The 23,256-nt window shown below is 72.6% G+C and carries 25 protein-coding genes; 11 read left to right on the top strand and 14 right to left on the bottom strand.

Annotated features, from left to right (window positions below):
* Positions 1 to 120: 120 nt before the first annotated feature.
* The gene (locus tag ACFWAR_RS14390; protein WP_385776736.1) at positions 121 to 435 is read right to left on the bottom strand and encodes a hypothetical protein; all 315 of its coding nucleotides are present in this window, start codon (positions 433 to 435) and stop codon (positions 121 to 123) included.
* Positions 436 to 551: 116 nt separating this feature from the next.
* Complete coding sequence (locus ACFWAR_RS14395) at positions 552 to 794, bottom strand: hypothetical protein (protein WP_385776738.1); 243 nt, start codon at positions 792 to 794, stop codon at positions 552 to 554.
* A 375-nt stretch (positions 795 to 1,169) separates the two neighbouring features.
* Between ACFWAR_RS14395 and ACFWAR_RS14400 the strand changes: the two genes are divergently transcribed.
* The gene (locus ACFWAR_RS14400) at positions 1,170 to 1,595 is read left to right on the top strand and encodes a hypothetical protein (RefSeq protein ID WP_385776740.1); all 426 of its coding nucleotides are present in this window, start codon (positions 1,170 to 1,172) and stop codon (positions 1,593 to 1,595) included.
* 338 nt (positions 1,596 to 1,933) lie between these two features.
* Positions 1,934 to 2,926, top strand: coding sequence for a helix-turn-helix domain-containing protein (locus ACFWAR_RS14405; RefSeq protein ID WP_385776742.1), 993 nt, complete (start codon positions 1,934 to 1,936; stop codon positions 2,924 to 2,926).
* Between the two features lie 58 nt (positions 2,927 to 2,984).
* On the opposite strand, the gene ACFWAR_RS14410 is transcribed toward ACFWAR_RS14405, so the two are convergent.
* Positions 2,985 to 4,346 (bottom strand): MFS transporter, encoded by a 1,362-nt coding sequence (locus ACFWAR_RS14410; RefSeq protein ID WP_385776934.1) that lies wholly within the window; start codon positions 4,344 to 4,346, stop codon positions 2,985 to 2,987.
* 50 nt (positions 4,347 to 4,396) lie between these two features.
* The gene (locus tag ACFWAR_RS14415) at positions 4,397 to 4,855 is read right to left on the bottom strand and encodes a MarR family winged helix-turn-helix transcriptional regulator (protein WP_385776744.1); all 459 of its coding nucleotides are present in this window, start codon (positions 4,853 to 4,855) and stop codon (positions 4,397 to 4,399) included.
* 78 nt (positions 4,856 to 4,933) lie between these two features.
* On the opposite strand from ACFWAR_RS14415, the gene ACFWAR_RS14420 reads away from it, so the two are divergent.
* A complete protein-coding gene (locus ACFWAR_RS14420) occupies positions 4,934 to 5,227 on the top strand; it encodes a DUF1330 domain-containing protein (RefSeq protein ID WP_385776937.1) in 294 nt (97 codons plus the stop codon).
* Between the two features lie 109 nt (positions 5,228 to 5,336).
* On the opposite strand, the gene ACFWAR_RS14425 is transcribed toward ACFWAR_RS14420, so the two are convergent.
* Complete coding sequence (locus tag ACFWAR_RS14425; protein ID WP_385776745.1) at positions 5,337 to 5,537, bottom strand: hypothetical protein; 201 nt, start codon at positions 5,535 to 5,537, stop codon at positions 5,337 to 5,339.
* 125 nt (positions 5,538 to 5,662) lie between these two features.
* Here ACFWAR_RS14425 and ACFWAR_RS14430 point away from each other — a divergent pair, with 125 nt between their 5' ends.
* A complete protein-coding gene (locus ACFWAR_RS14430) occupies positions 5,663 to 8,437 on the top strand; it encodes a tetratricopeptide repeat protein (protein ID WP_385776747.1) in 2,775 nt (924 codons plus the stop codon).
* On the opposite strand, the gene ACFWAR_RS14435 is transcribed toward ACFWAR_RS14430, so the two are convergent.
* The 4 genes from ACFWAR_RS14435 to ACFWAR_RS14450 all read right to left on the bottom strand — a co-directional run bounded on the left by ACFWAR_RS14435 (position 8,407) and on the right by ACFWAR_RS14450 (position 12,152).
* Positions 8,407 to 9,252 carry a MerR family transcriptional regulator gene (locus ACFWAR_RS14435; protein WP_385776749.1) on the bottom strand — a complete coding sequence of 282 codons (846 nt, stop codon included), beginning with the start codon at positions 9,250 to 9,252 and terminating at the stop codon, positions 8,407 to 8,409. The two genes, ACFWAR_RS14430 and ACFWAR_RS14435, sit on opposite strands and share 31 nt — an antisense overlap.
* Positions 9,253 to 9,405: 153 nt before the next feature.
* The gene (locus ACFWAR_RS14440; protein WP_385776751.1) at positions 9,406 to 10,131 is read right to left on the bottom strand and encodes a peptidylprolyl isomerase; all 726 of its coding nucleotides are present in this window, start codon (positions 10,129 to 10,131) and stop codon (positions 9,406 to 9,408) included.
* A 112-nt stretch (positions 10,132 to 10,243) separates the two neighbouring features.
* On the bottom strand, positions 10,244 to 11,239 hold the full coding sequence (locus ACFWAR_RS14445) for a hypothetical protein (RefSeq protein WP_385776753.1): 996 nt from the start codon (positions 11,237 to 11,239) through the stop codon (positions 10,244 to 10,246).
* 97 nt (positions 11,240 to 11,336) lie between these two features.
* Positions 11,337 to 12,152, bottom strand: a complete 816-nt coding sequence (locus ACFWAR_RS14450) for a DUF6042 family protein (RefSeq protein WP_385776755.1) — start codon at positions 12,150 to 12,152, stop codon at positions 11,337 to 11,339.
* Positions 12,153 to 12,682: 530 nt separating this feature from the next.
* On the opposite strand from ACFWAR_RS14450, the gene ACFWAR_RS14455 reads away from it, so the two are divergent.
* From ACFWAR_RS14455 to ACFWAR_RS14465, 3 genes are all read left to right on the top strand, one after another.
* Entirely contained in the window at positions 12,683 to 13,129 is a 447-nt protein-coding gene (locus ACFWAR_RS14455) for a hypothetical protein (RefSeq protein WP_385776757.1), read from the top strand.
* 2 nt (positions 13,130 to 13,131) lie between these two features.
* The gene (locus tag ACFWAR_RS14460) at positions 13,132 to 15,786 is read left to right on the top strand and encodes a caspase family protein (RefSeq protein WP_385776759.1); all 2,655 of its coding nucleotides are present in this window, start codon (positions 13,132 to 13,134) and stop codon (positions 15,784 to 15,786) included.
* A gap of 93 nt (positions 15,787 to 15,879) precedes the next feature.
* The gene (locus ACFWAR_RS14465) at positions 15,880 to 16,740 is read left to right on the top strand and encodes a DMT family transporter (protein ID WP_385776761.1); all 861 of its coding nucleotides are present in this window, start codon (positions 15,880 to 15,882) and stop codon (positions 16,738 to 16,740) included.
* A 32-nt stretch (positions 16,741 to 16,772) separates the two neighbouring features.
* On the opposite strand, the gene ACFWAR_RS14470 is transcribed toward ACFWAR_RS14465, so the two are convergent.
* The 4 genes from ACFWAR_RS14470 to ACFWAR_RS14485 form a co-directional block, all read right to left on the bottom strand.
* On the bottom strand, positions 16,773 to 17,663 hold the full coding sequence (locus ACFWAR_RS14470; protein ID WP_385776763.1) for a hypothetical protein: 891 nt from the start codon (positions 17,661 to 17,663) through the stop codon (positions 16,773 to 16,775).
* A 154-nt stretch (positions 17,664 to 17,817) separates the two neighbouring features.
* A complete protein-coding gene (locus tag ACFWAR_RS14475) occupies positions 17,818 to 18,297 on the bottom strand; it encodes a ricin-type beta-trefoil lectin domain protein (protein WP_385776765.1) in 480 nt (159 codons plus the stop codon).
* Positions 18,298 to 18,344: 47 nt separating this feature from the next.
* Complete coding sequence (locus tag ACFWAR_RS14480; protein ID WP_385776767.1) at positions 18,345 to 18,839, bottom strand: ricin-type beta-trefoil lectin domain protein; 495 nt, start codon at positions 18,837 to 18,839, stop codon at positions 18,345 to 18,347.
* A gap of 183 nt (positions 18,840 to 19,022) precedes the next feature.
* Positions 19,023 to 19,985, bottom strand: coding sequence for a LuxR C-terminal-related transcriptional regulator (locus ACFWAR_RS14485; RefSeq protein ID WP_385776769.1), 963 nt, complete (start codon positions 19,983 to 19,985; stop codon positions 19,023 to 19,025).
* 245 nt (positions 19,986 to 20,230) lie between these two features.
* Here ACFWAR_RS14485 and ACFWAR_RS14490 point away from each other — a divergent pair, with 245 nt between their 5' ends.
* The 3 genes from ACFWAR_RS14490 to ACFWAR_RS14500 all read left to right on the top strand — a co-directional run bounded on the left by ACFWAR_RS14490 (position 20,231) and on the right by ACFWAR_RS14500 (position 21,479).
* The gene (locus ACFWAR_RS14490; protein ID WP_385776771.1) at positions 20,231 to 20,425 is read left to right on the top strand and encodes a hypothetical protein; all 195 of its coding nucleotides are present in this window, start codon (positions 20,231 to 20,233) and stop codon (positions 20,423 to 20,425) included.
* Positions 20,426 to 20,599: 174 nt separating this feature from the next.
* Entirely contained in the window at positions 20,600 to 21,100 is a 501-nt protein-coding gene (locus tag ACFWAR_RS14495) for a hypothetical protein (RefSeq protein WP_385776772.1), read from the top strand.
* 151 nt (positions 21,101 to 21,251) lie between these two features.
* Positions 21,252 to 21,479, top strand: coding sequence for a hypothetical protein (locus ACFWAR_RS14500; RefSeq protein ID WP_385776774.1), 228 nt, complete (start codon positions 21,252 to 21,254; stop codon positions 21,477 to 21,479).
* A 75-nt stretch (positions 21,480 to 21,554) separates the two neighbouring features.
* Here ACFWAR_RS14500 and ACFWAR_RS14505 read toward each other — a convergent pair whose 3' ends face one another.
* On the bottom strand, positions 21,555 to 21,947 hold the full coding sequence (locus tag ACFWAR_RS14505) for a hypothetical protein (protein ID WP_385776777.1): 393 nt from the start codon (positions 21,945 to 21,947) through the stop codon (positions 21,555 to 21,557).
* Between the two features lie 294 nt (positions 21,948 to 22,241).
* On the opposite strand from ACFWAR_RS14505, the gene ACFWAR_RS14510 reads away from it, so the two are divergent.
* Positions 22,242 to 23,255 carry a L,D-transpeptidase gene (locus ACFWAR_RS14510; RefSeq protein WP_385776779.1) on the top strand — a complete coding sequence of 338 codons (1,014 nt, stop codon included), beginning with the start codon at positions 22,242 to 22,244 and terminating at the stop codon, positions 23,253 to 23,255.
* Position 23,256: the final 1 nt, after the last annotated feature.

A 23,256-nucleotide genomic window follows, 5' to 3' on the forward strand; every position in this document is an offset into this window, starting at 1 on the left:
CGGCCTGTTGATCCAGGGCGGCCAACGGATCGGGATGCTGGACCCGGGTGACCGTCGCGCAGGTCGACCAGGAGCCGGTCCCGCCGGTCCTGTTGGTCCCGCTGGTCCTGGGGACCTTGTCTAGGGGTAGGCCATCCACGTGGAGTACACGAGGACTTTGGTGCCGTCGGCGCGGGTGTCCAGGTACGCGGTGGTGACGACTTCCCCGGCCAGGCAGCGCGGCTCCTGATTGGCGACGGTTGTCACCGCGGTGGGGTTTCCGTAAAGGCCCATCCAGTGCCACGGCCTGACGTCCCGGAGTGCTTGCTCCTCGTCCGGGCGCTGTTCGTTGGCGGTGGGCCTGGCCGTGCGTTGCTTTAGCCGGATCCCTTCCTCCGCGGTCAGGATCTGGTCAGGGGCGGGTTCCGTTCCTTCGGAAGAAGCGCGCATGTCCATGCCGATCTCCCTGTCGTTGTTGCCTCCTGTTCCACGATGTACCGCACCGCGCTGAGCTGCCAGTCCACAAACTGCCGTACGGCCGGCCCCGTGTCGGCCCGGGGCGGCCGGGTGGCTCAGTAGCGGACCCAGAGGGTGATGATGTCCGGGCGGTCGGGGCTGAAGGGCTCGCAGAAGAAGATGGGGCCCCAGATGTTGTAGCCGGCCCGGCCGGCGGCCACGCATTCGGTGTGCGAGGCGTGGTTGCTGCGGGCGTAGAAGCCGGTGCCGGGGACGGCCTCGGCGGTGCCCGCGGCGCCGAGCGCGAGGGCTCCGGCGGTGACGGCGGTGGCGAGAGCGGCTGCTGTGCGGCGGTACATGGCATGTCCTCCTGAAAATGCCGGGGATGCCCGGCAGAGTGCCCGACGATGCGATGTGGTGCGGTACGTGCAGGCTGCGCAGCCGGACATGAACGTACCGTCACGGATCGGGCCGCACAATAGGTCTAGGCCAATGCGTCGTGAGGTCGTCCGCGATCTCCGGGGCGGGCCCATGTCAGTGGTGTCGTCCGTGGACGACGGCCTCGATCGCCGCGTGCACTGCGTGCGTTGCGTGCGTTGCGTGCGTTGCGATCGCTGCGTGCGCTGGGTGCCAAGAAAGGGTGCACCGCTCGCCGAAGCCGGGGCGGGGAGCGGCTGACGATACTCGGCGGGACGCGCTCGATCGGCGCACACCTCGACGGAAGGCGTCCCACCATGCGTACCAAGATCCTGCTCGGTCTCGCCACCGCCGCACTGCTCGCGAGCCCCGTGGCCACCGGGGCCGCCGCCGCGGCCACCGGTGCGGATTCCGCCCTCACCACCGTCCGGAGCTGCCCTCCGGAGCAGACGTACGACGACATCTCCTGCACGATGGCCTACAACGGTTCCTCCTGGTACAAGGGCGACTGGGTGGCCGTGCACCGCAGCCAGACCGGCGGGAGCTGGGTCAACGGCTACTCCAACAAGAGCGGGGTCTTCCGCGTGGTCCTGCGCAACGGGAACGGGAGCAGCGTGGCCTCGGGTTGGACCAACGGGAACACCGGTCAGGGCGCCTCGGCGGGCCGGGTCAGCACCGTGCCCACCCTGACGGGCACCATCGAGATCAACGGCGGTGCCTCGCGCCTCAGCGTCAACGGCTGATCCGCGCACCGTACCCAGGAGCGGCCCGAGGGGTCGTCCGGCACCCGCCGGGCGGCCCCTCCCGCCACGCCGCGACCGAGGAGGAGTCGGCGGGAACGCGCCCGATCCCGTGACCCGCACCCCGCGGCGCGAGCGGGGCCGACCGTCTTCCGTCCGGCTCGGCTCCTCCCGCTGGCGAGCCCGTATCCGCCCCACCGGCCCGTTCCGTTCGGCCCGACCCCGCACGCCCACAACAGGCCACGGGGCGGTCCGACATGTGGAAGACGGGACGGCTCGCCCCGGAGGATGGAGCGCTCCGCCCGGCAGTGCGTCGGGGGCGTGACGCGCGAGGGGGACGCATGGGTGTGACCGTCTACGACACGGCGGACCTGCCACCCGAGCACAGGTTCGAGTGGTGGCGCGAGACGGTCAGCAACGGCGCCGGACCGACGCGGCTGACGACGGACCGACCGGCGGACTTCAACGGCAGCATGAGCGTCGTCTCCCTCGGCGCCACACGACTCGCCGTCCTGGACTTCCCCCCTCTCCTCTCCGAGCGCACGGCCCGCCTGATCCGCCAGTCGGACCCGGAGACGTACGAGATGACGCTCCTGCTCAGCGGCGGGATGAACGTTTCGCAGTCCCGGCAGGACGCCCGTCTCCGCGCAGGTGACTTCAACCTCTGGACCTCGTCGCGGCCCTACGTCGGCCGGGGCACCAGTGACGGCGACGACCCGGGGCCGTCCCGGGCCGTCGTCCTGCACCTGCCGCGCGCCGATCTGCTGCTGCCCGAGGCGAGGACCGACCGGCTGATCGCCCGGGCGCTCCCTTCGGCGACCGGGATCGGGGCCGTCCTCGCCCACCACCTCGTATCCGTCGTCCAGGAGGCGGCGTTCCTCGCCGAAGGGGACGGGGAACGCCTCGGCGACGTGACGCGGGACCTGGCCACCGCCTTCCTCGCCCACTGCGCGAGCGCCACCGACCGGCTCACCCCCGAGTCGCGCCGCCGGTTGCTGTTGCGGCGGCTCGACCTCTTCATCGAGGACAACCTCTCCGACCCCGGGCTCTCGCCTCCGGCCATCGCCGCCCGTCACCACATCTCCGTACGACTGCTGCACAAGCTCTTCGCGGAACGGAAGGAAGCGGTCGCCGAGACGATCCGCAGGCGGCGGCTCGAGCGGTGCTCGGCGGACCTGCTCGACCCGACCTTGTCCGCCCTGCCCATCCACGCGGTCGCCAGCCGTTGGGGGTTCACCGACGCGGCGATCTTCAGCCGCGCGTTCAGGAACGCCTACGGGCTCTCGCCCCGGGAACACCGCCATCGCCACGGTGTGCGACTCAGGACGTGCTGATACGAGTGCGGTGGGCCGCCGAATCGGGAACGGCTCGGCGGGATTCCTCGCCGTATCGTCAGGAAGCCGCGGTGGGGTGGGGCTCGGGCGGGCGGTGGCGGGCGAGCGTGAGGGCGGTCAGGGCGGTGAGCGCCATCGCCGCGATGCCGATCAGCGCCGCGGTGGTGTAGGCGCGGTCGTTCGGGAAGAGGTGACCGGTGTCGGTGCCGTCGGCCAGGACCAGGCCGCCGATCGCGCTGCCCAGGGAGTACCCGACGCTGCGGACGACGTAGTTGAAGCTCATCGCGCTCGACGTCTCGCTCGGGGGCGTGACGGCCAGGATGACGCCGGGCATGGCGGCCGAGAAGCCACCGACGCCGAAGCCCAACACGCCCATCGCGAGGAGCAGTTCGGCCAGGTTCGAGCGGGCCGCGGCGAAGAGGACGAACCCGCCGCCGACCACGGCGGCGCTCCCGGCCAGGAGCAGGGGGTCGGCGATCCGCGTCCGGACCCGGGGCGTGAGCTTCCCGGCGACGAACCCCAGCACCGAGAACGGGACGAGGACCAGCCCGGCGACGAAGGTGGTCAGCCCGAAGCCGTATCCGGCGCCGTGCGGTGTCTGCGCGTACCGGGTGATGAGCGTGAGCAGGAGGTACATGCCGATCCCGCCGACGAACATGGCGATGTTCGCGCCGGCGACCGCCGGGTGCCGTACCGCCCGGACGTCGACCAGCGGGTTCTTGCTGCGCAGCTCGGATGCGGTCCAGACGCAGAGCAGGAGCACGGCGGCGACGGCGAGGACCACCGCCACGTCGAGGTGCCGGCTCCACAGGCTCCGTCGGCCGACCAGGAACAGGACGAGGAGGAGTCCACCCGCGAGGACGATCGCGCCCGTCACGTTCACGTGGGCGGAGCGGCCTTCGGGGGCCGCGGGTATGGAGCGCCACGCGGTCAAGAGGGCGGCGGCGGTGACGAGGAGACCGAAGCCGTAGGCGGCCCGTACGCCGCCGATCTCGGCGAGCAGTGCGGTGAGCGGGTAGCCGACGCCGGCGCCGATGATCGAGACCACCGAGATCAGGGCGATCGTCGCCGTGCCGCGCTCCTCGGGAAGATGGTCCCGGGCCACGCCCATCATCAGGGCCGTGAGGCCGAGCCCGACGCCTTGGGCCGCCCTGCCGATGAGCAGCCCCGCGAACGGCAGCGGCAGTACGGTCGCCAGACTGCCGCCGACGACGATCGCCAGCGTGATGAGGATCGTGGCCCGTCGGTGCGGGCCGGCTCCGAGTCGGCCGAGGAGGGGCGTGGCGACGGCGCCGCTCAGCAGGGCGACGGTGAGCGTCCACTGCGCGCTGTCGAGCGAGACGTGGAACGTGGTCGCCACGCTGGTGATCAGCGGCGTTCCGAGGCTGCCGACCGCCGCCGCGACCAGGGCGATGAACATCAGGGCGGGGGCCAGCAGCCGCGCCTCGGAGGTCTCCGGGGTGCGCCCCGTCACCGCTTCGGCCCTTCGCGGTCCCGGGTTTCGAGCTCGGCCAGGTGCGCCAGCGCCGGGAGCGCCGCCACCAGGGCCTCGACCTCGTCGTCGTCGAGTTCGTCGATCAGGCGCGCGAAGGCGTCGACGCCCGCCCGGCGCCGGGTCCGTACGTACGCCGCGCCCGCCTCGGTCAGGCACACCAGGGTGACCCGCTTGTCGGACGCGTCGCCCCTGCGCTCGACCAGTCCGGACTCCTCCATCACCCGGACCAGCACGGTCATCGCGGGCTGGGTGACGCCCTCGTGCACGGCCAGATCGGTGATGCGTCGCGGGCCGGTCGTGTCCAGGGTGGCCAAGGTGGCGGCGGAGGTGATGCTCATGTCGCGCGGGAGGCGTCGCACGGCCCTGGTGGCCAGCCCGTAGAGGGCCGACCCGATCGCACGGGACGCGCCACGAGTGGGGTCTTGACGGCTCATGCATGAAGCATACATTCTTTATATGAATATTTTATATAACTCTCCGGGCGCATGTCCGGCCGAACACAGGAGGTTTCCGTGGCCAAGGGCTACTGGGTCAGCGTCTACCGCACCGTTTCCAACCCTGAAAAGGTGGCCGCCTACGACGAGCTGGCCGGTCCGGCCGTCGGAGCCGGCGGCGGTCGGCTCCTGACCAGCCGTGACAGTCGGGTCGTCGCCCATGAGGACGGAAACACGGAGCGCGTCCTTCTGATCGAGTTCGACAGCTTCGAAGCGGCCGTCGCGGCCTACGAGAGCGAGGCGTACCAGAAGGCGCTGGTGGTCCTCGCCGACGGCGCCGAGCGCGATTTCCGCATCGTCGAGGGCGTCTGACGCAGCATCGGCCGACCGTTCGCGGGTACGTACCTCCGGTCGGCGACCGGCCGGCCGCCGCGGGCGGGGCGGGCGGCCGGTCGTCGTGCTCCCGTGCGCCCGGCTGCCCTTACGTCAGGGCTGCGGCGAGGGCGCCGGTGATGGCGGCGGCCAGGGTCAGGACCGCCGCGAACGCGGTGGCGGCCCGCAGGCAGGCGGCGGGGTAGGTGGCGCCGTCGAGGCGGGCGAGCTTCCCGGCCGCCGCGGCGACGACGAGGGCCGTGATCAGGATCAGGCAGACGGTGAACAGCGCCACGGTCGGAGCGGACATGTCGAACTCCTCGGAGAGACGTATCGGTTGATGGATCGACCCTCTCGAATCGGGTGTGCGACGGGGTTCGGCCGGACGAAAATGAACAGTGCTGAACAATGGCGTGCGCACCTGCCGGGGGAACCATGAGCACCGCAGACGAGGAACGACGTCCCGCCGACGGACGTGGTGATGCCCTGTCCCGGTTACAGGCCCGGCTCAACGACGCGTTGGCGTCGACGGACCAGACGGTGACCTGGCTGGCGGGGAAGGCCGGGGTGGGGCGTACGGGGGTGAGCAACGCCCTCCACAAGCCGGAGGTTCCGAGCGCGCGGACCGTGGCCGCGATGGCGCGGGTGCTGGAGCTCGATGTGGCGGGGCTGCTGGAGCTGCGGCGGCAGGCGAAGGCTCAGGAGCGCGGGCCCGGTGGGCCGGGGCCGGTCGTCGCGGTTTCGGCGGGCGGTGAGCGGCCGTCGGGGCTGCTGGTGGGGTCGCCGCCGCTGGCAGCGTCGGCGTTCCAGGCGCGCCGGGAACTGCGCGAGCGCATCGATGCGGCCCGTGCGGGAGGCTCGGTGGTGCTGACGCAGGCCAGGACGGCGTCGGCGGGGGTGCTGTCGGGGATGGGCGGGGTCGGCAAGTCCCAGCTCGCCGCGCAGTGCGCCCACCAGGCCGTGGCCGAGGGGACCGGGCTGGTGGTGTGGGTCCCGGCCGGTGAGCGGGCGCAGGTCATCGCCCTCTACGCGCAGGCAGCGCTGCGGGTCGGGGCGCTCGGGGCGGACGGTCAGGATCCCGAACGGGACGCGCGGGCGTTCCTGGAGTGGCTGGCCACCACCGACCGGTCGTGGCTCGTGGTGCTGGACGACGTCGGCGACCCGGGTGTCGTCGGCCCGTGGTGGCCACCGGCCCGGCCCGGCACCGGCTGGACGCTGGCGACGACCCGCCTGCACGATCCGCGCCTGACCGGCGGCGGGCGCACCCGCATCGACATCGACGTCTACACCCCGAAGGAAGCCGTCGACTACCTCCGGGAGCGGGTGACCGGTGACGGCGGCGGGCACCTGCTGGACGGGCGGGAGGGCGAGGTCGCCCACGTGCTCGGCCACCTCCCGCTCGCGCTGGGCCACGCGGCCGCGTACCTCCTCGCCGAGGAACTCACCTGCGCCCAGTACCTGATCCGCCTGGCCGACAAGGCGCTGCGGCTGGAGGACGTCCTCCCGGAGTGGGCGGACACCGAGGGCTATCAACGGCAGGTCACCGCCGCCCTGCTGCTCTCCCTGGACGCGGCCGGACAGGCCGGTCCCCGAGGCGTCATCACGCCCCTCGTCCGACTGCTCGCGCTCCTCGACCCGGACGGCCACCCCGAATCCCTCTGGATCACCGCGCCCATCACCTCCTTCCTCTCCGCCGCCCGGGGGCAGGGCGAGCCGCTGGAGACCACAGGGGATGAAGTGGTGCGCGCGTTGCGGGTGTTGCGCCGGTACGCGTTGATCAGCATCGACCCCCGCACCCCGCACCGGCAGATCCGGATGCACGCCCTCACCGGCCGTGCCGTCCGCGAAGCGACCCCCACCGGCCATGATCCGGACCTCGCCAGCGCCGCCGGGGACGCCCTGGTCGAGATCTGGCCGCCCACCCATCAGCCGCGGGAACGCGCACAGGCACTGCGGGCCAACGCCACCGCCCTGCTCCAGCACGCCGAGAACCGGCTCTGGCGGGACGGCATGCACCAGGTGGTCTACCTCAACGGGCGCAGCCTCATCGAGGGCGGCCTGCACCACGACGCCCACGACTACTGGGCCTCGGTCACGGAGACGGCCGCGCGCGTGCTCGGGCCGGACCGGCCCGACACGGTCGTCGCCCGCGCCAACCTCGCCTCCACCTACCACCGGCTCGGGCGCCACCACGACGCGCTCGCCCTCCTCGAAGCCGTCCACGCCGACTCCGAACGCCTGCTCGGACCCGACCACCCCCACACCGTCGGCGTCCGCGCCAACCTCGCCGTCACCTACGACGGGCTCGGGCGCCACCGCGAAGCGCTCGCCCTTCAAGAGGCCGTCCACGCCGACTCCGCACGCCTCTTCGGCGCCGACCACCCCGACACGCTCGTCGCCCGCGCCAACCTCGCCGACACCTACCGCCAACTGGGGCGCCACCACGAAGCGCTCGCCCTGGAAGAAGCCGTCCGCACCGACTTCGCGCGTCTGCTCGGACCCGACGACCCCATCAACATCAGCGCCCGTGCCAACCTGGCCGCCACCTACCACCGGCTCGGGCGCCACCACGACGCGCTCGGCCTTCAAGAAGCCGTCCGCATCGACTCCGAACGCCTGCACGGGCCCGACCACCCCGACACCGTCCACGCCCGCGCCAACCTCGCCGTCACCTACGGCGCACTCGGACGCCACCACGACGCACTGGCCCTTCAGGAAGCCGTCCTCACCGACTCCGCACGCCTCCTGGGATCCGACCACCCCCACACCATCGCCGCCCGCGCCAACCTGGCCGTCACCCACAGCGCACTCGGGCGCCACCGCGACGCGCTCACCCTCCTGGAGGCGGTCCGCGCCGACTCCGAGCGCCTGCTCGGGGCCGACCACCCCGACACCCTCCACGCCCGCGCCAACCTCGCGGCCGCCTACCACCAGTTCGGCCGCCACCGCGACGCGCTCATCCTCCTGGAGGCGGTCCGCGCCGACTCCGAGCGCCTGCTCGGGGCCGACCACCCCGACACCCTCCACGCCCGCGCCAACCTCGCCATCACCTATCACCGGCTCGGCCGCCGCCGCGACGCGCTCGCCCTCCTCGAAGCGGTCCACGCCGACTTCGTACGCCTCCTCGGAGCCGATCACCCCCAGACCGTCAGCGCCCGCGGCAACCTCGCCGCCGCCCATCAGGAGCTCGGAGGCCGATCGGGCCCGTGAAGCAGTTCGAGGACGCGTTCCTCGTACCGGACGCGGGCCGGGGAGAAGTCGTACGGCATCCTGCCGAGGGCCTCCATCACGCTCGTCCCCGCCCCGTCCCCTTCCCCGTCGGCGTGCTCGTCCTCCCGGTCGAGGAGGGCGTCGAGGGATTCCTCCGCGCCGGATCCTTCGACGGTGGCCGCCAGGGCGCCCTCGTGATCACGGCGCCGGGCGGCCAGCTCTTCGACGCGGGGGTCGTCGGGGGACACGGTGTCGTCCAGGTCCGCCTCGGCCTCGGCCAGCCGGTCCTCCTCCGCCCGCAGCTCGGGGTGGGTGGCCAGGGCGATGAACCGGTCGGCCTGGATGGCTGCGCCCAGGGGGCCGAAGACGCGCTCCGTGACCAGGAGGGTGTCGAGGTCGTCGGAGCGCAGGGCTCCGGGCGGAAGGTCGCGCAGCCGGCCGGTGACCAGCGCGGAGAGCAGGCCCAACGGGCTGCCCACCTCCCGGAGACGGGTCACGGCGGCCCGCTGGGCCTCGATGGCGGCCGCCCTGGCGGCGAGGGACCGCTCCAGGCGGGCCAGGGACCGCTCGATGCCGGCGCCGCCCTCGAAGGCGGCGCGGATGTCGTCCAGGGGGATGCTCGCCTCGGCCATCCTGCGGATCCACAGCAGGCGGATCATGTCGTCGTATCCGTAGCGGCGGCGGTCATCGCCGCCGCGCTCCGGTTCGGCGAGGAGCCCGATGGCGTGGTAGTGGCGGATGGCGCGGGGGGTCGTCCCGGCGAACGCGGCGGCATCGCCGATCTTGACCCGGCGGGGAATCGCGGGCAGGGGCATGCGGGCACCTCTCCTCGTCGTGCTCGCCGTCCACTGGATCACATGCCGCTACGTCACCTGCAAACCCCTGGTCGTGGGCGCACCGCTGCTCCCGCGCCATCGAGGCCCCGCGCTCCTCCCCGCGCGTCGGGGCCGCCTCGTACGAAGGACCGGTCAGTGCCGGTGGGACGGCCTCACGCACTGCAGTTGGGTCCGCAGTACCGGGGTGCCGTCGACCGGGGCGGGGTTGTCCGCGGTCGGCTGGATTCCGCCGGCGGCGACCTTGTCGAGCGTCGCGAGGCCGTCGGGGCCGACCGTGCCGAACACCGTGTAGTTCGGTCGCAGGGCGGAGTCGCCGTAGACGACGAAGAACTGGGAACCGTTCGTGTTCGGGCCCGCGTTGGCCATCGCCAGCAGGCCGCGCCCGTAGAGGCGGCGCGCGCCGGTCGGGTCGGTGGGTGCGGGCGGCAGGTCCACCGGCAGCTCGTCCTTGTACTGGTAGCCGGGCCCGCCCTCGCCGGTGCCGGTGGGGTCGCCGCACTGCAGGACCTTCAGCGTCGGATACGCCGTCAGGCGGTGGCACACCGTGCGGTCGTAGAAGCCGTGCCGTGCCAGGTGCAGGAAGCTCTGGACCGTGCACGGCGCCTTGGCCTGGTCCAGGTGGAGCGGGAGCGGGCCCTGGCTTGTCGCAACGGCCACGTCGACCACGCCGCGGTCGGGGGTGCGCCGGGGGTCGGGCGGCAGCGGAACGGGGCGCGCGGGCGGTTCGTCCGGGGTCTGCGCGTACTGGCACGGGCCGTGCGTGGTGCGCGGCGGAGCGCCGTCGGAAGCGGTGGCGGCACTTCCCCCGGACACGACTAACGCCACGGCCGCGAGTCCGCCGATCAGTGCTCGGTTCATCTTCCGCATCCTCCTGATGATCGCCAGGTCTTGGAGCGGTCGCAGTCTAGGGCGTGAGGGGGGCGGCGGGAATGGGGCGACGGGCTTGCGGGACGACTCGCGACACCTGCCATCAGTTCGCCTCGCACGACTTCGGCCGAACGGTCCGGAGCCAGTACGAGCGGGCCGCGATCGTCAGGGCGATGCCGTGGACGGCGAAGGCGGTGATGCCGATCCAGGCGACGAGCAGCGCGTCGTCCGGGGAGTGGAAGTCGCCGCGCCGCATCGTCACCACGTCGGCCGTGACCAGGGCCAGGTACCCGACGCCCACGACGCCGTAGGGGGCGAGCGTGGCGGCGCCGAGCAGGGCCGGGGCGAGCGGGAGCCAGCGCGGGACCCGGCGGCCGCGCAGGTACGGCGTCCAGCGCGGGAAGGCCTGTCCCCACGGGCGGACCAGACCCCAGAGCAGGAAGACGCCGAGCGCGGCCAGCAGCGCGGTGGGGTCCAGGCCCCAGGACTCCAGGGTGAGGAAGATCCCCGAGGCGCCGTTGCGCTCCGAGACCGCGAGCATCTGCGCACCGGTGATCCCGGCGAACGTGCCTCCCGAGGCCCAGACCAGTTTCATCGCCGCGTACGGGACGAAGGCCAGCGTCCCTGCCAGGGCGGTGAGTTGGACGGGCCGCGGCGCGCTGGAGGGCGCTCGTACGGCGGTACCGGCGGGCCGTCGGTCGGAGCGGGCCGTGGCCGCGAGCAGGACCGCCCCGACCGCCGCCAGGGCCTTGTTCGCGGTGGCGGCGCCGTTGTCCACTCCCTGACCGAGCAGCAGGGTGATCACGTCCATCAGCAGGCTGAAGGCGAGGGTTCCGGCCAGCCCGCAGAGCGCCCAGAGCAGGGCCCGTAGGGCCGGTCTCGGCCCGTACCGCGCCACCGCCGCGCTGACGGCCGTCGCCAGCACCCCCACCGCCACCACCGCCCAACCCGCCACGGCGGCCGCCGGGCCGCCGCCGCGTTGGAGCACGGGGGTTCCGCTGAGCACGCAGGCCAGGCCGAAGCCGGTGTACAGCAGCGCCCACAGGGTCGTGGCCCGGGATACCCGGGGCGCCTTCATGGTCCGTTCGGCACTGGTCATGCCCTGAACCTCGCACCGGGCGCGGCGAGGTGGCGTCGGACCCCGGGACGATCCCCCTCCCCCGGCCGGGGGAGGGCGCCGCGACCGGTCTCGGGCGTCAGACCTCGTCGGGGACGCTCAGTTGGATGCGGCTCCCGTGGAAGTGGTCCCAGTCCATGACCAGGCGGAAGCGCTGGTGCGCCGCCAGTCGTTCCGCGTCGGCGGGCTCCTGGCCGCGCCGCACCTCGGCGTCGCCGGACCGTACGAGCTCCACGATGGCGAGGCGGACGTCGGCGGCGTCCTGACCGGTGGCGGCCGCCAGCCGGTCCAGGGAGGTGAGCAGCTCCTCCGGTTCACCCAAATCGTCGATCAGGTGGGTGACGAAGTCGTTGACGAGCGGGCCGGTGCCCATCGTCCAGCGGATCGAGTCGAGCCGCTCGGTGAGTTCGGCGTCCAGGGTCAGCAGGTCGCCGGGCAGCGGCAGGACGGCGGGCATCGACCATCGGGTGCCGTCCGGCGTCTCCTCGCGGCTCGCCAGGCCCCACGTCAGGTACAGCTCGGACAGCTCCCGCACGGTGCCGGGCACGGGGAAGCCGGCGGCGGTGAGCTGGGCGCCGAACCGCTCCCGGCGCTTCGCCTCGGAAGCCTCGCGGCCCTCGGGCGCCTCCTCGTAGTCCCACGGCTCTTCCTCTTCGGGCCAGGAGAACATGAGCGGGCCGTCGAGGCCGCCGGGGAGCATGCGCCAGTGGCCGTCGAAGGTGTCGCGCAGGAGATCGTCCAGGGAACCGGTGAAGTCCGGCTGGCTCGCCGTCCCGATCAGCATCGTCAGCGGCAGGCCCTGACGGGGCAGGACGTGCTCCCAGCCCGAAGCCCACCAGTCGTTGTGCATCGCGATGTCCCGGCGCGGTCCGGGCACCGACGGGTTCTCAGGCATCCGTGAGGTCCTCCTCGAAAGGCGGTCAGACGCTCCGCATCGTATGCCCGCGGGCGGGGGCGCCGTGGCCGCCCGCAGGCGTACCGGCAGGCGTCAGCAGGCCCGTCGGAGCGGGGTCGGCCGCGGGTGTGGGCCTCGATCAGTCGGGCGCCGAAGAGGTCCGTGCCCGTCGCCACCGGGAGGACGATGCCGGCCAGGCGGGCGGCGGCGCCCGTGGTCGTGGGCCGGATCACCCAGACGATGCCGAGGGCGACGGCCAGGAGCAGGGGCGGCCAGAAGTTCACCCACGTGGGGCCCTGTATCCGGGCCTGGACGGTGACGGCCGAGGTCTGCGATCTCTCGGTCGGCCTCGGCGCCCTCCTCGATCAGGTCGGCCAGGGCGTCGTCGAAGTCCTCCATCAGGACGTCGGACACGGGCGGCCGCCCGGATGGGTCGGGCCCGTCGGCGGGGGTGCCCGACTCCCTTCGGGGAAAGGGGAGTTGTGGGAAGATCGGCCGGAGGGGAATCCGTCGGATCGGGGGGCGCGGGAATGCGGTTGACGATCGGGGTGTCCGACGCCGACGAGGCGGCGGAGCTGCGGGACCTGTACCGGTGGCTGCGGGCCGACGAGGACGTGTCGGACGCGGTGGGGCTCGCTTCGGAGCCGGTGGCCGGTGCCATGGGGGGCGGGCTGGAGGTCATCAATGTGGTGCTGACCCACACGATGGGCGTCGCCAACCTCGCCCTGGCCTACGCCGGCTGGCGCCGGGCCCGCCGGGGCCGGGCGGTGTTCACCATCACCCGGGCCTCCGATGGGGTGGCGGTGACCGTGGAGGACGGCTCGGACGAGGTCGTGCGCGGGCTGATCGCGACGCTGTCCGAGACCCCTTCGCACGAGGCCGCCCCTTCGCACGGGACCCCGCCCGCCGTGGCGCCCGCTCCCGACGGCGCGTCGGGCGGCGGAGCGTCGGGCTGGGCGGCACCGGGCGGCCACTGACCGTGGAACTCGCCGATCCGCAGCGCTCGTACGCCGTCCTCGTCGGGACCTCCGCCTACGTCAGCGCGCAGCTCGAGGACATCCCGCCGGTGGCCAACAACCTGGAGCGCCTGGGCGATCTGCTGGAGGATCCGAGCGTCTGGGGGTTGCCGCCGGGCCACTGCGTGCGGCTGCCCCAGCCCGCCTCCGCCACGGAGGTCCTGGACGCGGTCCGGGAGGCCGCACGCAAGGCCACCGACATGCTGTTCGTGTACTACTCCGGGCACGGGCTCACCGACCCGGGCTCCGGTGAGCTGCTGCTGACCCTGCCCACCTCGGACCGGGACCGGCCCTACTCCTCGCTCGGCTACGAGGCCCTGCGCCGGGAGGTCCTGGACGCGGGCCACAAGATCCACAAGGTCGTGGTCCTGGACTGCTGCTTCAGCGGCCTGGCCATGGTCGGCGGCATGGGCGGCTCCGCCACCAGCTCCGTGACGCTCGCGGAGCGGAGCCGGATCGCCGGTTCGTACCTGCTGACCGCGTCCGCCCCGACCCGCGAGGCGCTGTGGCTGAGGGACGAGCCCTACACGGCCTTCACCGGCGAGCTGGTCCGGCTGCTGGAGGACGGTCTGCCGGGCGGCGGTCAGGTCATCGAGGTCGGCCGGATCTACGAGCACATGTTCGCCGAACTGACCTCGAAGGGGCGGCCGCTCCCGCAACAGCGGGTGAGCAACGCCGTCCGCATCGCCTTCGCCCGCAACCGCTACGGGACCCTCGTGCAGCCGGTGGCCGAGCCGCACCCGGACCCCGTCCACCCCGTGCCCGAAGCCCTGCGGCCGGTGCTGCGCGCGCAGCCGCGGGTCATCGCCGAGCACGCGGCCCGGCTGCGCGCGACGGATCCCGACGGGGCGGGCCAACTGCTGTCCCTGGCGGCGGTGTTGCGTCCGGCGCAGGAGGTGGCCGCACTGGTGTGGGTGCTGCGGGCCGCGGGGCGCGACGAGGAGGCGGTGGGCGTCCTCGCGGCTGCCGCGGCCGAGCGGGAGCCGTACGAACTGGCGGCCTGCGTCGCCGCGCTGGACAGCGCGGACAACGGCGACGACCCGCAGCGGCTGGCCCGGCTCGCCGCCGAGCGGTCCGCGCAGGACGTCGCGGGGACCGTCAAGGCGCTGCGCGCCGCCGGGCAGTCTCGTGCGGTGGAAGTGCTGTCGATGGCCGCGATCGGCCGCTCGCGGACGACCGAGGCCATCCTGGAGCTGGCCGGGGCCTTCTGGTCGGCCGAGCTGGACGACGAGGCCGAACGGGTCCTGCGGGTGTCGGCGACCTCCTCGTCGGAGGAGGAGACCACCCGGCTGGCCGGGGCGCTGTTGGCCATCGGGCGCGAGGACGAGGCAGTCGACCTCTACCTCCGGGCCGCGTCCGCCGTCGTGCGCCGCACCGACGAACTGGTGCGCGCGCTGCGGACGATGGACGCGCGGCAGCGGCCCGACGACGCGCGGCGGCTGCTGCGCCGGGCGGTCGAGGAGGCCCCGGCGGTCGAGGCGATCACGCGGCTGTGCGACGCGTTGTGGGAGGTCGGGCTGCGGGAGTGGGCCCTGGAGGCGCTGCGGCAGGCGGCCGCCGTCCTGTCGGTGGAGAGCGCCGTCGCGCTGGCCGACGTCCTGCGGGGCGACGGGCACGACGAGGCGATGCTGCACCTGGTGCGGGAGGTGGCCGGGGCGCACCCGGCGGACCGGACCGTCACGTTGGTCGAGGCGCTGCGGTCGATGGGCCGCCCGCTCGACGCCCTGCGGCTCCTGACCGACGCCGCGGACCGTCCGGGCGAGGAGATCGCGCAGCTGCTGATCGCGCTGGAGGACAGCGGTAACCGCAAGGACTGGGCCCGGGTGCTGGGGGCCCTGCCCGAGGCGCCCTTCTTCCACCCGGATGATCCGCTGGGCTTCACGTTCGGCGCCCGGCCCATCGCGCTGGTGCGGGCGCTGCACGCGGCGGGGCGCGACCACGGGGAGGTGAGTGGAGCCTTGGCGTCCCTGCCGGAAAATGCCTTCGCCGTGGCGCTGGATCAGCTCCGGGACGCCGGGGCGGACGACGTGGTCCACCACGTCCTCTTCCAGCTGGCGCGGAGCGATCCGCAGGCGGCGCAGCGCCACCTGCGCTACCTCGAAGGCAGCTCGAAGCTCGACGCCGCGGTGCTGCGGGGCTTGCTGCGCGCGCCCGACAGCCCGGTGCGGGACGAGGTCGCGGAGCTGTCCTCCGATGCCGTGCTGGACCTCGTGCGCAGTGCGGCCCTGCGCGCGGTCGCCGTCCGCTCCCTGACCGCGGCCGGGCTGGGCCACCAGGTCGGGTCGGCGTTGGAGCAGTTCACCCGGCGCCTTCCGCCCGCAGAGGTGGTCGCGCTGCTCAAAGCCCTCTACGACGAGGGGTTGACCGAGGAGGCCCACACCGTCGTACGGGGCGCCGGGGTGTGGATGTTCCCCGAGCTGTACCGCGACTTCGTGCTCGCCCTGCACAGGGCGGGGCTGCGGGAGTACGCGGTGTACGCCCTGGAGGGGAAGGCGGCCAAGCTGGGCCCGTCACTCAGCAGGCAGTTGGCGGCGACCCTGGGCGTACCGGCCCCCGCCCCGGCCCCGGCCACTCCCCCGGAGCGCCCGAAGGGCCGGAACTGGTTCGGCCGCGGCTGAGCGCGGGACCGTACGGGGGAACGCGGGGCGGCGGGCGGGCGCGGGGCGATGTCGTGGGAGCGCGGTCGTGGCGGGTGCGGTGAGGATCGGGGCATGGGCATCGCACTGCCGGTCCTCTTCGCGCTGTTCGCGGCGCTCAGCAACGCGCTCGCGACCGTGCTCCAGCGGCGGGCGGCGCTCGTCGTGCCGCAGAGCGACGGCTTCCGCTTCGGCCTGGTCCTGGACCTGCTGCGGCAGCCTCTGTGGATCGGCGGGATCCTGGCGGTGATCGCGGCCGGTGTGGGGCAGGCCGCGGCGCTCTCGCTGGGTGCGCTGGCCCTCGTACAGCCCTTGTTCGTGCTGGAGCTGCCCTTCGCGCTGCTGATCGCCTCGCTGGTGGGGCGCGCCCGGCTGCCGGGGGCGCTCTGGCTCGCCGTCGCGGGGGTGGTGGTCGGGCTCGGGGTCGTCCTGGTGGCCGCGTCGCCGACCGGGAACCGCACCCACGTGCCCTTCGACCGCTGGGTCCTGGCGCTGGTGGCGTGCGCGGCGGCGATGGCGGTACTGGCCGCGGTCGCGCTGCGCCGGTCCCCCGGCCGGATGCGGGCCGGCTGCCTCGGCGCGGCCACGGCCGTCGGTTACGCGCTCACGGCAGCCCTGATGAAGTCGGCGGTGCGGGTGCTCGACGAGGACGGCCTCCTCGGCTTCCTGACCACCTGGCAGACCTACGCCTTCGCGGTGAGCGGCGTCTGCGCCCTGCTGCTGCTCGAACACGCCATGCAGGGAGGTCCGTTGGTCGCCTCGCAGCCGGCGCTGACGCTCGGCGACGCGGGCGTGAGCGTGGCGCTGGGCGTCCTGCTGTACGAGGAACACCTGCGGTCCCACTGGTGGTTGGTGCCCCAGCTGGTGGGGCTCGGTCTGATCGCGACCGGCGTGTTCGCCCTCGTCCGGCGCGGGGAGGCGGCGGGGGCTCTGTGAAGCGCGGGGGCGCGGGCCGGGCGCGCGCCGGATCAGCGCAGCCGCGGGTACGCGGCGGGGGTCGCGGGCGGGCGGCGCGTGCGGAGCGCCTTGTACATCTGGACGATGGCCAACTCGGCGCAGGCGGACTGGAACATGACGAATCCGAGGCCGAAGGCCATGGCCACCACCACGAAGGCCACGCCGGTGGGCCCCTCGGTGACGTCGCCCTTCAGGTCCAGGCCGAGCAACCCGCCGAACAGGCTCAGGAGCAGCCCTCCCGATGTCCACAGGCCGTACGTCAGCACGAGGGTGAGCAGCCGCATCGCGAACACCCTCCCCCACACGCCCCGGACCAGACTCGCCGAGCGACCCATCGCACGGATCGCGCCGAGGCCCTCGTACGTCTTGACCGCCGGAACGAAGGTGAACATGACCCAGACCCAGACGGCCGCGGGCGGAAAGGCCATGAGCAGCAGGGGCGGCGCCGTGGCGCCCCCCGAGCCGATGACCCGGGGCGCGCCGTCGCGCAGGAGGCGGAGCACGGTGATCCGCTGGCCCCGGGAGTGCTGCTCGGACAAGGTGGCGGCCAGGGCGTCGGGGACGCTCGTGACCAGGGAGAGCACCAGTGACGCGGTGATCGTCAGGGTGAGGAGCTCCGCGGACTGCCGACCGAGGTGGAGGGAGGGGACCAGTTCCTCCACCGCCACGGTCCCGAGCACGACCACGACCGTCATCGCGAGTTCCGCCAGGAGCAGGGCGCCCGCCAGGGGGCGCCAGGTCCGCGCCAGGATCCGGGACGCTTCGCGCAGGTACGTGCCGGCGCCCGGGAGCGGTCGCGGGGGAGGTTGCCAGCCGGGGTGGAAGGGCTGCGGGTGGTGGCCCGGTCGGGGCGGCTGCCACTGGTGCGGGGGCTGCCACTGCCCCTGCCACTGCCCTGACATCGACGCCGCCTCCCCGGGGCTCGTCCGTGCGGGTGATCGTAGGCACGGGCCACCGGGGAGGACAGCCTTCCGCCGGAAACGGCCGGAAAGGGGATGCCGACCGGGCTCCGGCCCGGGCGCCCGGGGGCGGGCGGACCGGGCCGGAGCCGGGTGATCACTGGGGTGTGAGCTCGTTCCACTGCTGGTACGGGTTGTCCGGGCCGTAGCCCTTCGCGTACGCGTTGCCCTTCTTGTCCGAGTCCAGGGCCTTGTTGTCGGGGTTGACGATGCGGATGGTGCCGTTGACGCGCAGCTCCCACCACAGCTCGTTGTCGTCGATTCCGCACGGGTCGGTCTTGACGATCTCGGACCACGAGTCGTTCAGTGTCAGGCACCGGTTCGTCGCCATGTTCTTGAGCCGGATCTTGCCGTTCACGACCGTGCGCTGCCACTGCCGGTAGAAGTTGTACTTGTCCGCACAGGGGGACGTGTACACCTTGCCGCTGGGATTGGAGTCGAGGCAGCGTCCGGTCTGGACGTTCCGGTACCACGTGGCTTCCCCGGCGGCGTGCGCGGGCGTGGCCAGCCCCGTCGCCAGCATGACGCCCGCCCCGACAACGGCTGCGGTTCCGCTCCATTTGATGCGAAGGCCCATCGGATCTCTCTCCTTGCCGAGTCGGTTGTGCGCGGGGCGGGCGGAAATCACTCGTACCACTGCTGGTAGGTGTTGTCCGCCGTGTAGTTCTTCAGGTACGCGTTGCCCTTGGTGTTGGAATCCAGCGCGTTGTCCGCGTCCACGTTGATGAGGCGGGTGCGGCCGTCCACCTTCAACTCCCACCAGTGGTCGAGTTCCCATCCGACGCAGGTGCGGGTGGCCACCCGGGTGGAATACGGGGGCGAGGGGTTGGTCAGGTTGCCGGTCTCGCGGGAGAGGCACAGGCGGGTCGCCACGTTGCGGAGCATGATCTGGCCGTCCACGACCTTGCGTTCCCACTGCTGGTAGGGATTGTCGGCGCCGCAGCCCTTGGTGTAGACCTTCCCCTTGGCGTCCGAGTCGAGGCAGAGGCCGGTCTGGGCGTTGCGGTACTGCTTGATTTCCGCGGCTCCGGCACTGGCATTGGTGGCCGTCCCCGCCACCAAGAGGACGCTCGCCCCCATGACGGCGGCGGCGCCGGCGAGTTTGTTGCGGATGTGCATGAGGCCCTCTTCCTTCTCAGCGCATTTCCATGGAACGGAACTCCGTGCGGGATCTCCTGGTGAGCCGCCACTCGGATGCCGCGCCCGTATCAACGGGCGCGGCGCCGGGGGCACGCGTGACCTTGGCAGACCCGGCTGACGTTTCCCTCACGCTTTCCTAACGGGGGTCGCGGGGAGGCGAATTCAGATCCAGCCCCGTTCACGGGCGTGCAGCGCGGCCTGGAAGCGGTTGTCGGCGTCGAGCCGGATCATGAGCCGGGCGACGTGTTTGCGGTAGGTGCGCAGGGCGATGTTCAGCTGGCGCGCTCCCGTCTCGTCCTTGTCGACGAGGTAGAGGGTCTTGAGGATCTGCCGCTCGGTTTCGGTGAGGGAGGGCAGGTCCTCCTCGGGGAGTTCCTGGGCGGCCGCCCACATCCGCTCGAAGAGCGAGACCACGGTGCTCACCAGTCCGGGTTCGCGCGTCAGCAGCGCGCCGCGGGCGGTGTTGTCGGGGTCGATGGGGGTGAGGGCCACGGCCCGGTCGCAGATGATCATGCGGTCGAGGGGGTGGGTGGAGACCCGGATCTGCGCGCCGCGGGCCGCGAGTTCCCTCAGGTAGGCCATGGTCGTCTCGTCCTGGAGGCAGGCCGAGGCCATCAGGGTCCGCATCCGCACTCCGCGGCGCAGGATCCTCAGGTCGATGGGCCGGGAGACCTCGATGGACTCCGCGGTGAGCACGCCGATCGGGTTGGTCGTCAGGTTCTCCGAGTGGGCGAAGAAGGTCACCTCGTCGATGGCGGCGCGCACCGCCTCCAGGCCCTCGATCTGCCGGACCGCCGGGTTGTCGTACGTCGTGGCGCGCGGGGCGTGGGTCTCCGTACTCAGCGAGTCGACCAGCCCGATGCGCCGGGCGGTCTCCTGGAGGTCGTCCTGGGTCTGGCCCACCCGGTGCTCGATCAAGCGCTCCACGGCGCGCTTGGGGGAGAGCGGGCGCAGGCCGCCGGCCGGGGTGCGCACCACGATGCCCAGCTCCAAGGTCCGGGAGACCACGGCCGGTTGGTGCTCGCCGGCGTCGTCGCGGTCGCGGAGGAGGGCGCGGTAGAACTGCTCCTCTTCCAGGGGGACACCGAGGAACGCCAGCTCGTTCGTGTCGTGGCGGGACATCATCGGCCCCACCCCGCCCGGGTGTCCCACCCGCAACACGGGGGCCTCGGCGGTGCGGTCCCGGCGGTCCCGGGCGTGCAGGAAAGTGCACGGGAACCGGGCCGTTTGCTGCACGGTCGCGGCCCGTCCGGGGCCGGTGCCCGCTGGCAACATTCTTCTTGTGAGGGCGGCCCGCCGGAACGAGAACGGCGGGAGGGCCCGAGCGACGCACCTCGGTCCGGCCCCGTCAGCACTCCAGGAGGTACCCCGTGAACCGCTCCGCTTCCCGCATCGCGTCCGGCGTCATCAGCGTCCTCCTGGTCCTCGGCGGCGCCGGCATCGCCCAGGCCGACGACGCCGACACGGGGTCCTCGGGGACCGGAGCGGTCACCGTCACCACGACCACGGGTACCGCGGACACCACGCCCGTCACCGTCAACCCGCTCACCAACGACTGGGGATGAGCAGACCGGGGTGAGCGGGCCCGCTCCCGCCGGAGCCGCCCCCGCCCCCCGGACACCGGTCGACTTCCGCCGAAGGAACGTCCCGCCGGCCCGTCCCCCACCACCTTCTGATCGATCCCGCGCCACCACTTCCCGGGCATCCCCTTGCCCGGACCACCCTTGAAGGAGACCAAAATGTCGAAGCACATCAAGCGCGCCGCCCTCACCGTCGTCGGCGCCGTCGCGGCCACCGCGCTGCTGCTGCCCACCACCGCCCAGGCCGCCACCGCGCCGGCAGCCGGTCAGGTCGCCGCCCAGCAGGCCGGGACCATGGGCACCGGCTGGAAGACGGAGATCGTGGTCGACGCGATGAACCAGATCGCGGGGATCATCGGGAACGTCCTGAACGACATCCGGATGGAGAAGGACCGGCCCGCCTTCGTGCACCGCCAGCTCGACGACACCATGAAGGCCTACCCGAACCACAACGTCATGATCATCAACGACAACCTCAACTACTCCCTGGACATCCAGGGCGTGGTGGCCAACGCCCGAGTCACCCAGGGCAGCGCCACCTACCGGGTCCTCGCCTTCAAGTCGGGCACGATCGTCAACCGCGGCGACGGCGGCTGGTCCAACTGGGGCTTCGGCGGCTGGTTCGACCGCAACGGCGGCACCGTGACCTTCCGCGGCTGATCCCGGCTGGCCCATCCGAGCGCCTCCTTCTCACGTGAACCTCGCCAACAACGCAGATGGGCCGGTCTCCTCTCGGAAACCGGCCCATGCCGCGTCCACCGCGTCCACCACCGGGCCGCCCCCGGGCCCCCGACCCGCAGGAGATGACACCGTGGAGCACCGCATTCGACTCGCCGGGGCACCCGAATCCACCCCCGAGCTGGCGTGCCTGCGCATCATCGCCCAGCTCCCGTCCCACTGGACCAGCGAAATCCTGGAATGCGGAACCGGGTACGCCGTGCTCGGTCTGCGCGTCAGCACCTCGGCGTGCGACGTCACCCATGCGATCGACCGGGCGCTGGCCGCGCCGGCGCTCCACGGGTGGACCCGGGGGGACTGACGCGGGGACGGCGACGGGGATCGGGGCGCAAGCTCGGGATCGGGCGCAAGCTCAGGATCGGGCTCGGGATCGGGCTCAGCTGAACTGGACGGTCACCGTCTGGTCGTTCCACTCGCCGAGCCGCTTCTGCGAGCCGCCGATGGCCAGGTTGACGCCGTTGCGGTCCCGCAGGCCCATCTGGTGGCAGAGCTTGTTCTCCACGGAGGAGATCCGCCACCGCCACTTGTCCCCCAGCGGGAACTGGTAGTCGGGCAGGCCGTCCGCGCGGCCGGTGCACGCCTCGCCCCGGAACTCGATCCGCGAGCCGGTGAAGTTCTCGTGCTCGTAGACGATCCCGAGGAGCTTCGTCCCCTGCCCCATGGTCAGGATGTCGTAGGGCGGCTCCGCTGCCGTGGCGGCGCCGGCCGGAGTGGCCACGCCGACCGACAGCAAGACCGCGGCACAGACTCCGAGAACCCTCTTGTTCATCTGCAGGACCCCACCTTCACCAGATCGCGAGCAAGGCACGTACCGCGCCGCGCCGCCCCGCGCCCGGCGGGCGGGCCCGGGGCCGGGACACGCCGGTGACCTTCGCAGACGCCACTGACGTTTCCCTAACGATCGCCTCACACCTCCCGCGACCGAACGCCCCCGCCGAACGCCCTTGCCGAAGGTCCTCGCCGGTGCGCTGTTGCAAAACGGTCATGATGGAGGGAGAACCTCCGCGCAGGTCATGGCCCTCTTATCGAACGTAACGACACCATTCGGAGAAGAGCCGCCGCCATGTCTCGCGTTCAGCCCACGGCTGTATCGACCGCCCTCGCAGCCCACCACCGCCGTCTTCGGCCGGCGCGAATATCCGCCGCCGTCTTCACCGGGCTGCTTCTCCTCACCTCGTGCGGCGGCGCGGACGCCAAGGACGCCTCCGCCGGAGCCGGGGCGTCCGCCGATGCGGCCAACAAGCAGGCGGAGGCCCCACCGGCGCCGAAGAAGGTGACCGACGGGCCGCTGCTGGACTTCGACCTGACGCCGGGGGCCGGAAAGACGGTGGGTACGGGGCAGCCCGTGTCGCTGGAGTTCGACAAGCCGGTGAAGAACAAGGCCGCGGTGGAGAAGGCGTTGACGGTCACCGCGTCGAACGCCACCGAGGGGTCCTGGGGCTGGGTGACCACGACGGCCGGCAAGGACAGGTTGGACTGGCGCCCCAAGGACCCCTGGCGCGCGAACACCGACGTCACCGTCAAGGGGACCCTCACCACGGTGGACCCCGGTGGCGCCCATTTCGAGCGGGACCTGGACCGTACCTTCAAGATCGGCCGTGACCAGCAGCTCACCGCGGACCTCGACACCCACAGGTTGGTGGTCAAGCGCGACGGCCAGGAGGTGAAGTCGATCCCCATGTCCGGCGGCCAGCCGGTGCCCGGCCGTGCCTCGCGCGCCGGGACCTTCGCCATCAAGTCGCAGGAGGAGAAGGTCCACATGACCTCCGCTTCGGTCGGCGGTCCCAAGGAGTACGACGTCTGGGTCAACTGGGGCATGCGGTTCAGCGACTCCGGCGGCTACCTGCACCAGGGAACCCCCGACAGCCAGCAGTACGTCGGCAACACCAACCACAGCGCGGGCTGCGTCGGCATGACGCCCAAGGACGCCAAGTGGCTCTTCGACAACTCGCTGCTCGGTGACCTCGTCACGGTGAAGGGCGAGGAGGCCACCGGCGAGCTCGGCGGCGTCGGCAACGGCTACGCCGACTGGAGCATCAGCTACGACCAGTGGAAGGCCAAGAGCGCGGTGAAGTAGG

Origin of the sequence: Streptomyces sp. NPDC059917 (assembly GCF_042730635.1) — a bacterium.
Lineage (GTDB): Bacteria > Actinomycetota > Actinomycetes > Streptomycetales > Streptomycetaceae > Streptomyces.

Bases quoted from the DNA above. Each gene is read 5' to 3' on its own strand.
- ACFWAR_RS14390 (WP_385776736.1), bottom strand. From the start codon at position 435: ATGGACATGCGCGCTTCTTCCGAAGGAACGGAACCCGCCCCTGACCAG.
- ACFWAR_RS14395 (WP_385776738.1), bottom strand. From the start codon at position 794: ATGTACCGCCGCACAGCAGCCGCTCTCGCCACCGCCGTCACCGCCGGA.
- ACFWAR_RS14400 (WP_385776740.1), top strand. From the start codon at position 1,170: ATGCGTACCAAGATCCTGCTCGGTCTCGCCACCGCCGCACTGCTCGCG.
- ACFWAR_RS14405 (WP_385776742.1), top strand. From the start codon at position 1,934: ATGGGTGTGACCGTCTACGACACGGCGGACCTGCCACCCGAGCACAGG.
- ACFWAR_RS14410 (WP_385776934.1), bottom strand. From the start codon at position 4,346: ATGTTCATCGCCCTGGTCGCGGCGGCGGTCGGCAGCCTCGGAACGCCG.
- ACFWAR_RS14415 (WP_385776744.1), bottom strand. From the start codon at position 4,855: ATGAGCCGTCAAGACCCCACTCGTGGCGCGTCCCGTGCGATCGGGTCG.
- ACFWAR_RS14425 (WP_385776745.1), bottom strand. From the start codon at position 5,537: ATGTCCGCTCCGACCGTGGCGCTGTTCACCGTCTGCCTGATCCTGATC.
- ACFWAR_RS14430 (WP_385776747.1), top strand. From the start codon at position 5,663: ATGAGCACCGCAGACGAGGAACGACGTCCCGCCGACGGACGTGGTGAT.
- ACFWAR_RS14435 (WP_385776749.1), bottom strand. From the start codon at position 9,252: ATGCCCCTGCCCGCGATTCCCCGCCGGGTCAAGATCGGCGATGCCGCC.
- ACFWAR_RS14440 (WP_385776751.1), bottom strand. From the start codon at position 10,131: ATGAACCGAGCACTGATCGGCGGACTCGCGGCCGTGGCGTTAGTCGTG.
- ACFWAR_RS14445 (WP_385776753.1), bottom strand. From the start codon at position 11,239: ATGACCAGTGCCGAACGGACCATGAAGGCGCCCCGGGTATCCCGGGCC.
- ACFWAR_RS14450 (WP_385776755.1), bottom strand. From the start codon at position 12,152: ATGCCTGAGAACCCGTCGGTGCCCGGACCGCGCCGGGACATCGCGATG.
- ACFWAR_RS14455 (WP_385776757.1), top strand. From the start codon at position 12,683: ATGCGGTTGACGATCGGGGTGTCCGACGCCGACGAGGCGGCGGAGCTG.
- ACFWAR_RS14465 (WP_385776761.1), top strand. From the start codon at position 15,880: ATGGGCATCGCACTGCCGGTCCTCTTCGCGCTGTTCGCGGCGCTCAGC.
- ACFWAR_RS14470 (WP_385776763.1), bottom strand. From the start codon at position 17,663: ATGTCAGGGCAGTGGCAGGGGCAGTGGCAGCCCCCGCACCAGTGGCAG.
- ACFWAR_RS14475 (WP_385776765.1), bottom strand. From the start codon at position 18,297: ATGGGCCTTCGCATCAAATGGAGCGGAACCGCAGCCGTTGTCGGGGCG.
- ACFWAR_RS14480 (WP_385776767.1), bottom strand. From the start codon at position 18,839: ATGCACATCCGCAACAAACTCGCCGGCGCCGCCGCCGTCATGGGGGCG.
- ACFWAR_RS14485 (WP_385776769.1), bottom strand. From the start codon at position 19,985: ATGATGTCCCGCCACGACACGAACGAGCTGGCGTTCCTCGGTGTCCCC.
- ACFWAR_RS14495 (WP_385776772.1), top strand. From the start codon at position 20,600: ATGTCGAAGCACATCAAGCGCGCCGCCCTCACCGTCGTCGGCGCCGTC.
- ACFWAR_RS14505 (WP_385776777.1), bottom strand. From the start codon at position 21,947: ATGAACAAGAGGGTTCTCGGAGTCTGTGCCGCGGTCTTGCTGTCGGTC.
- ACFWAR_RS14510 (WP_385776779.1), top strand. From the start codon at position 22,242: ATGTCTCGCGTTCAGCCCACGGCTGTATCGACCGCCCTCGCAGCCCAC.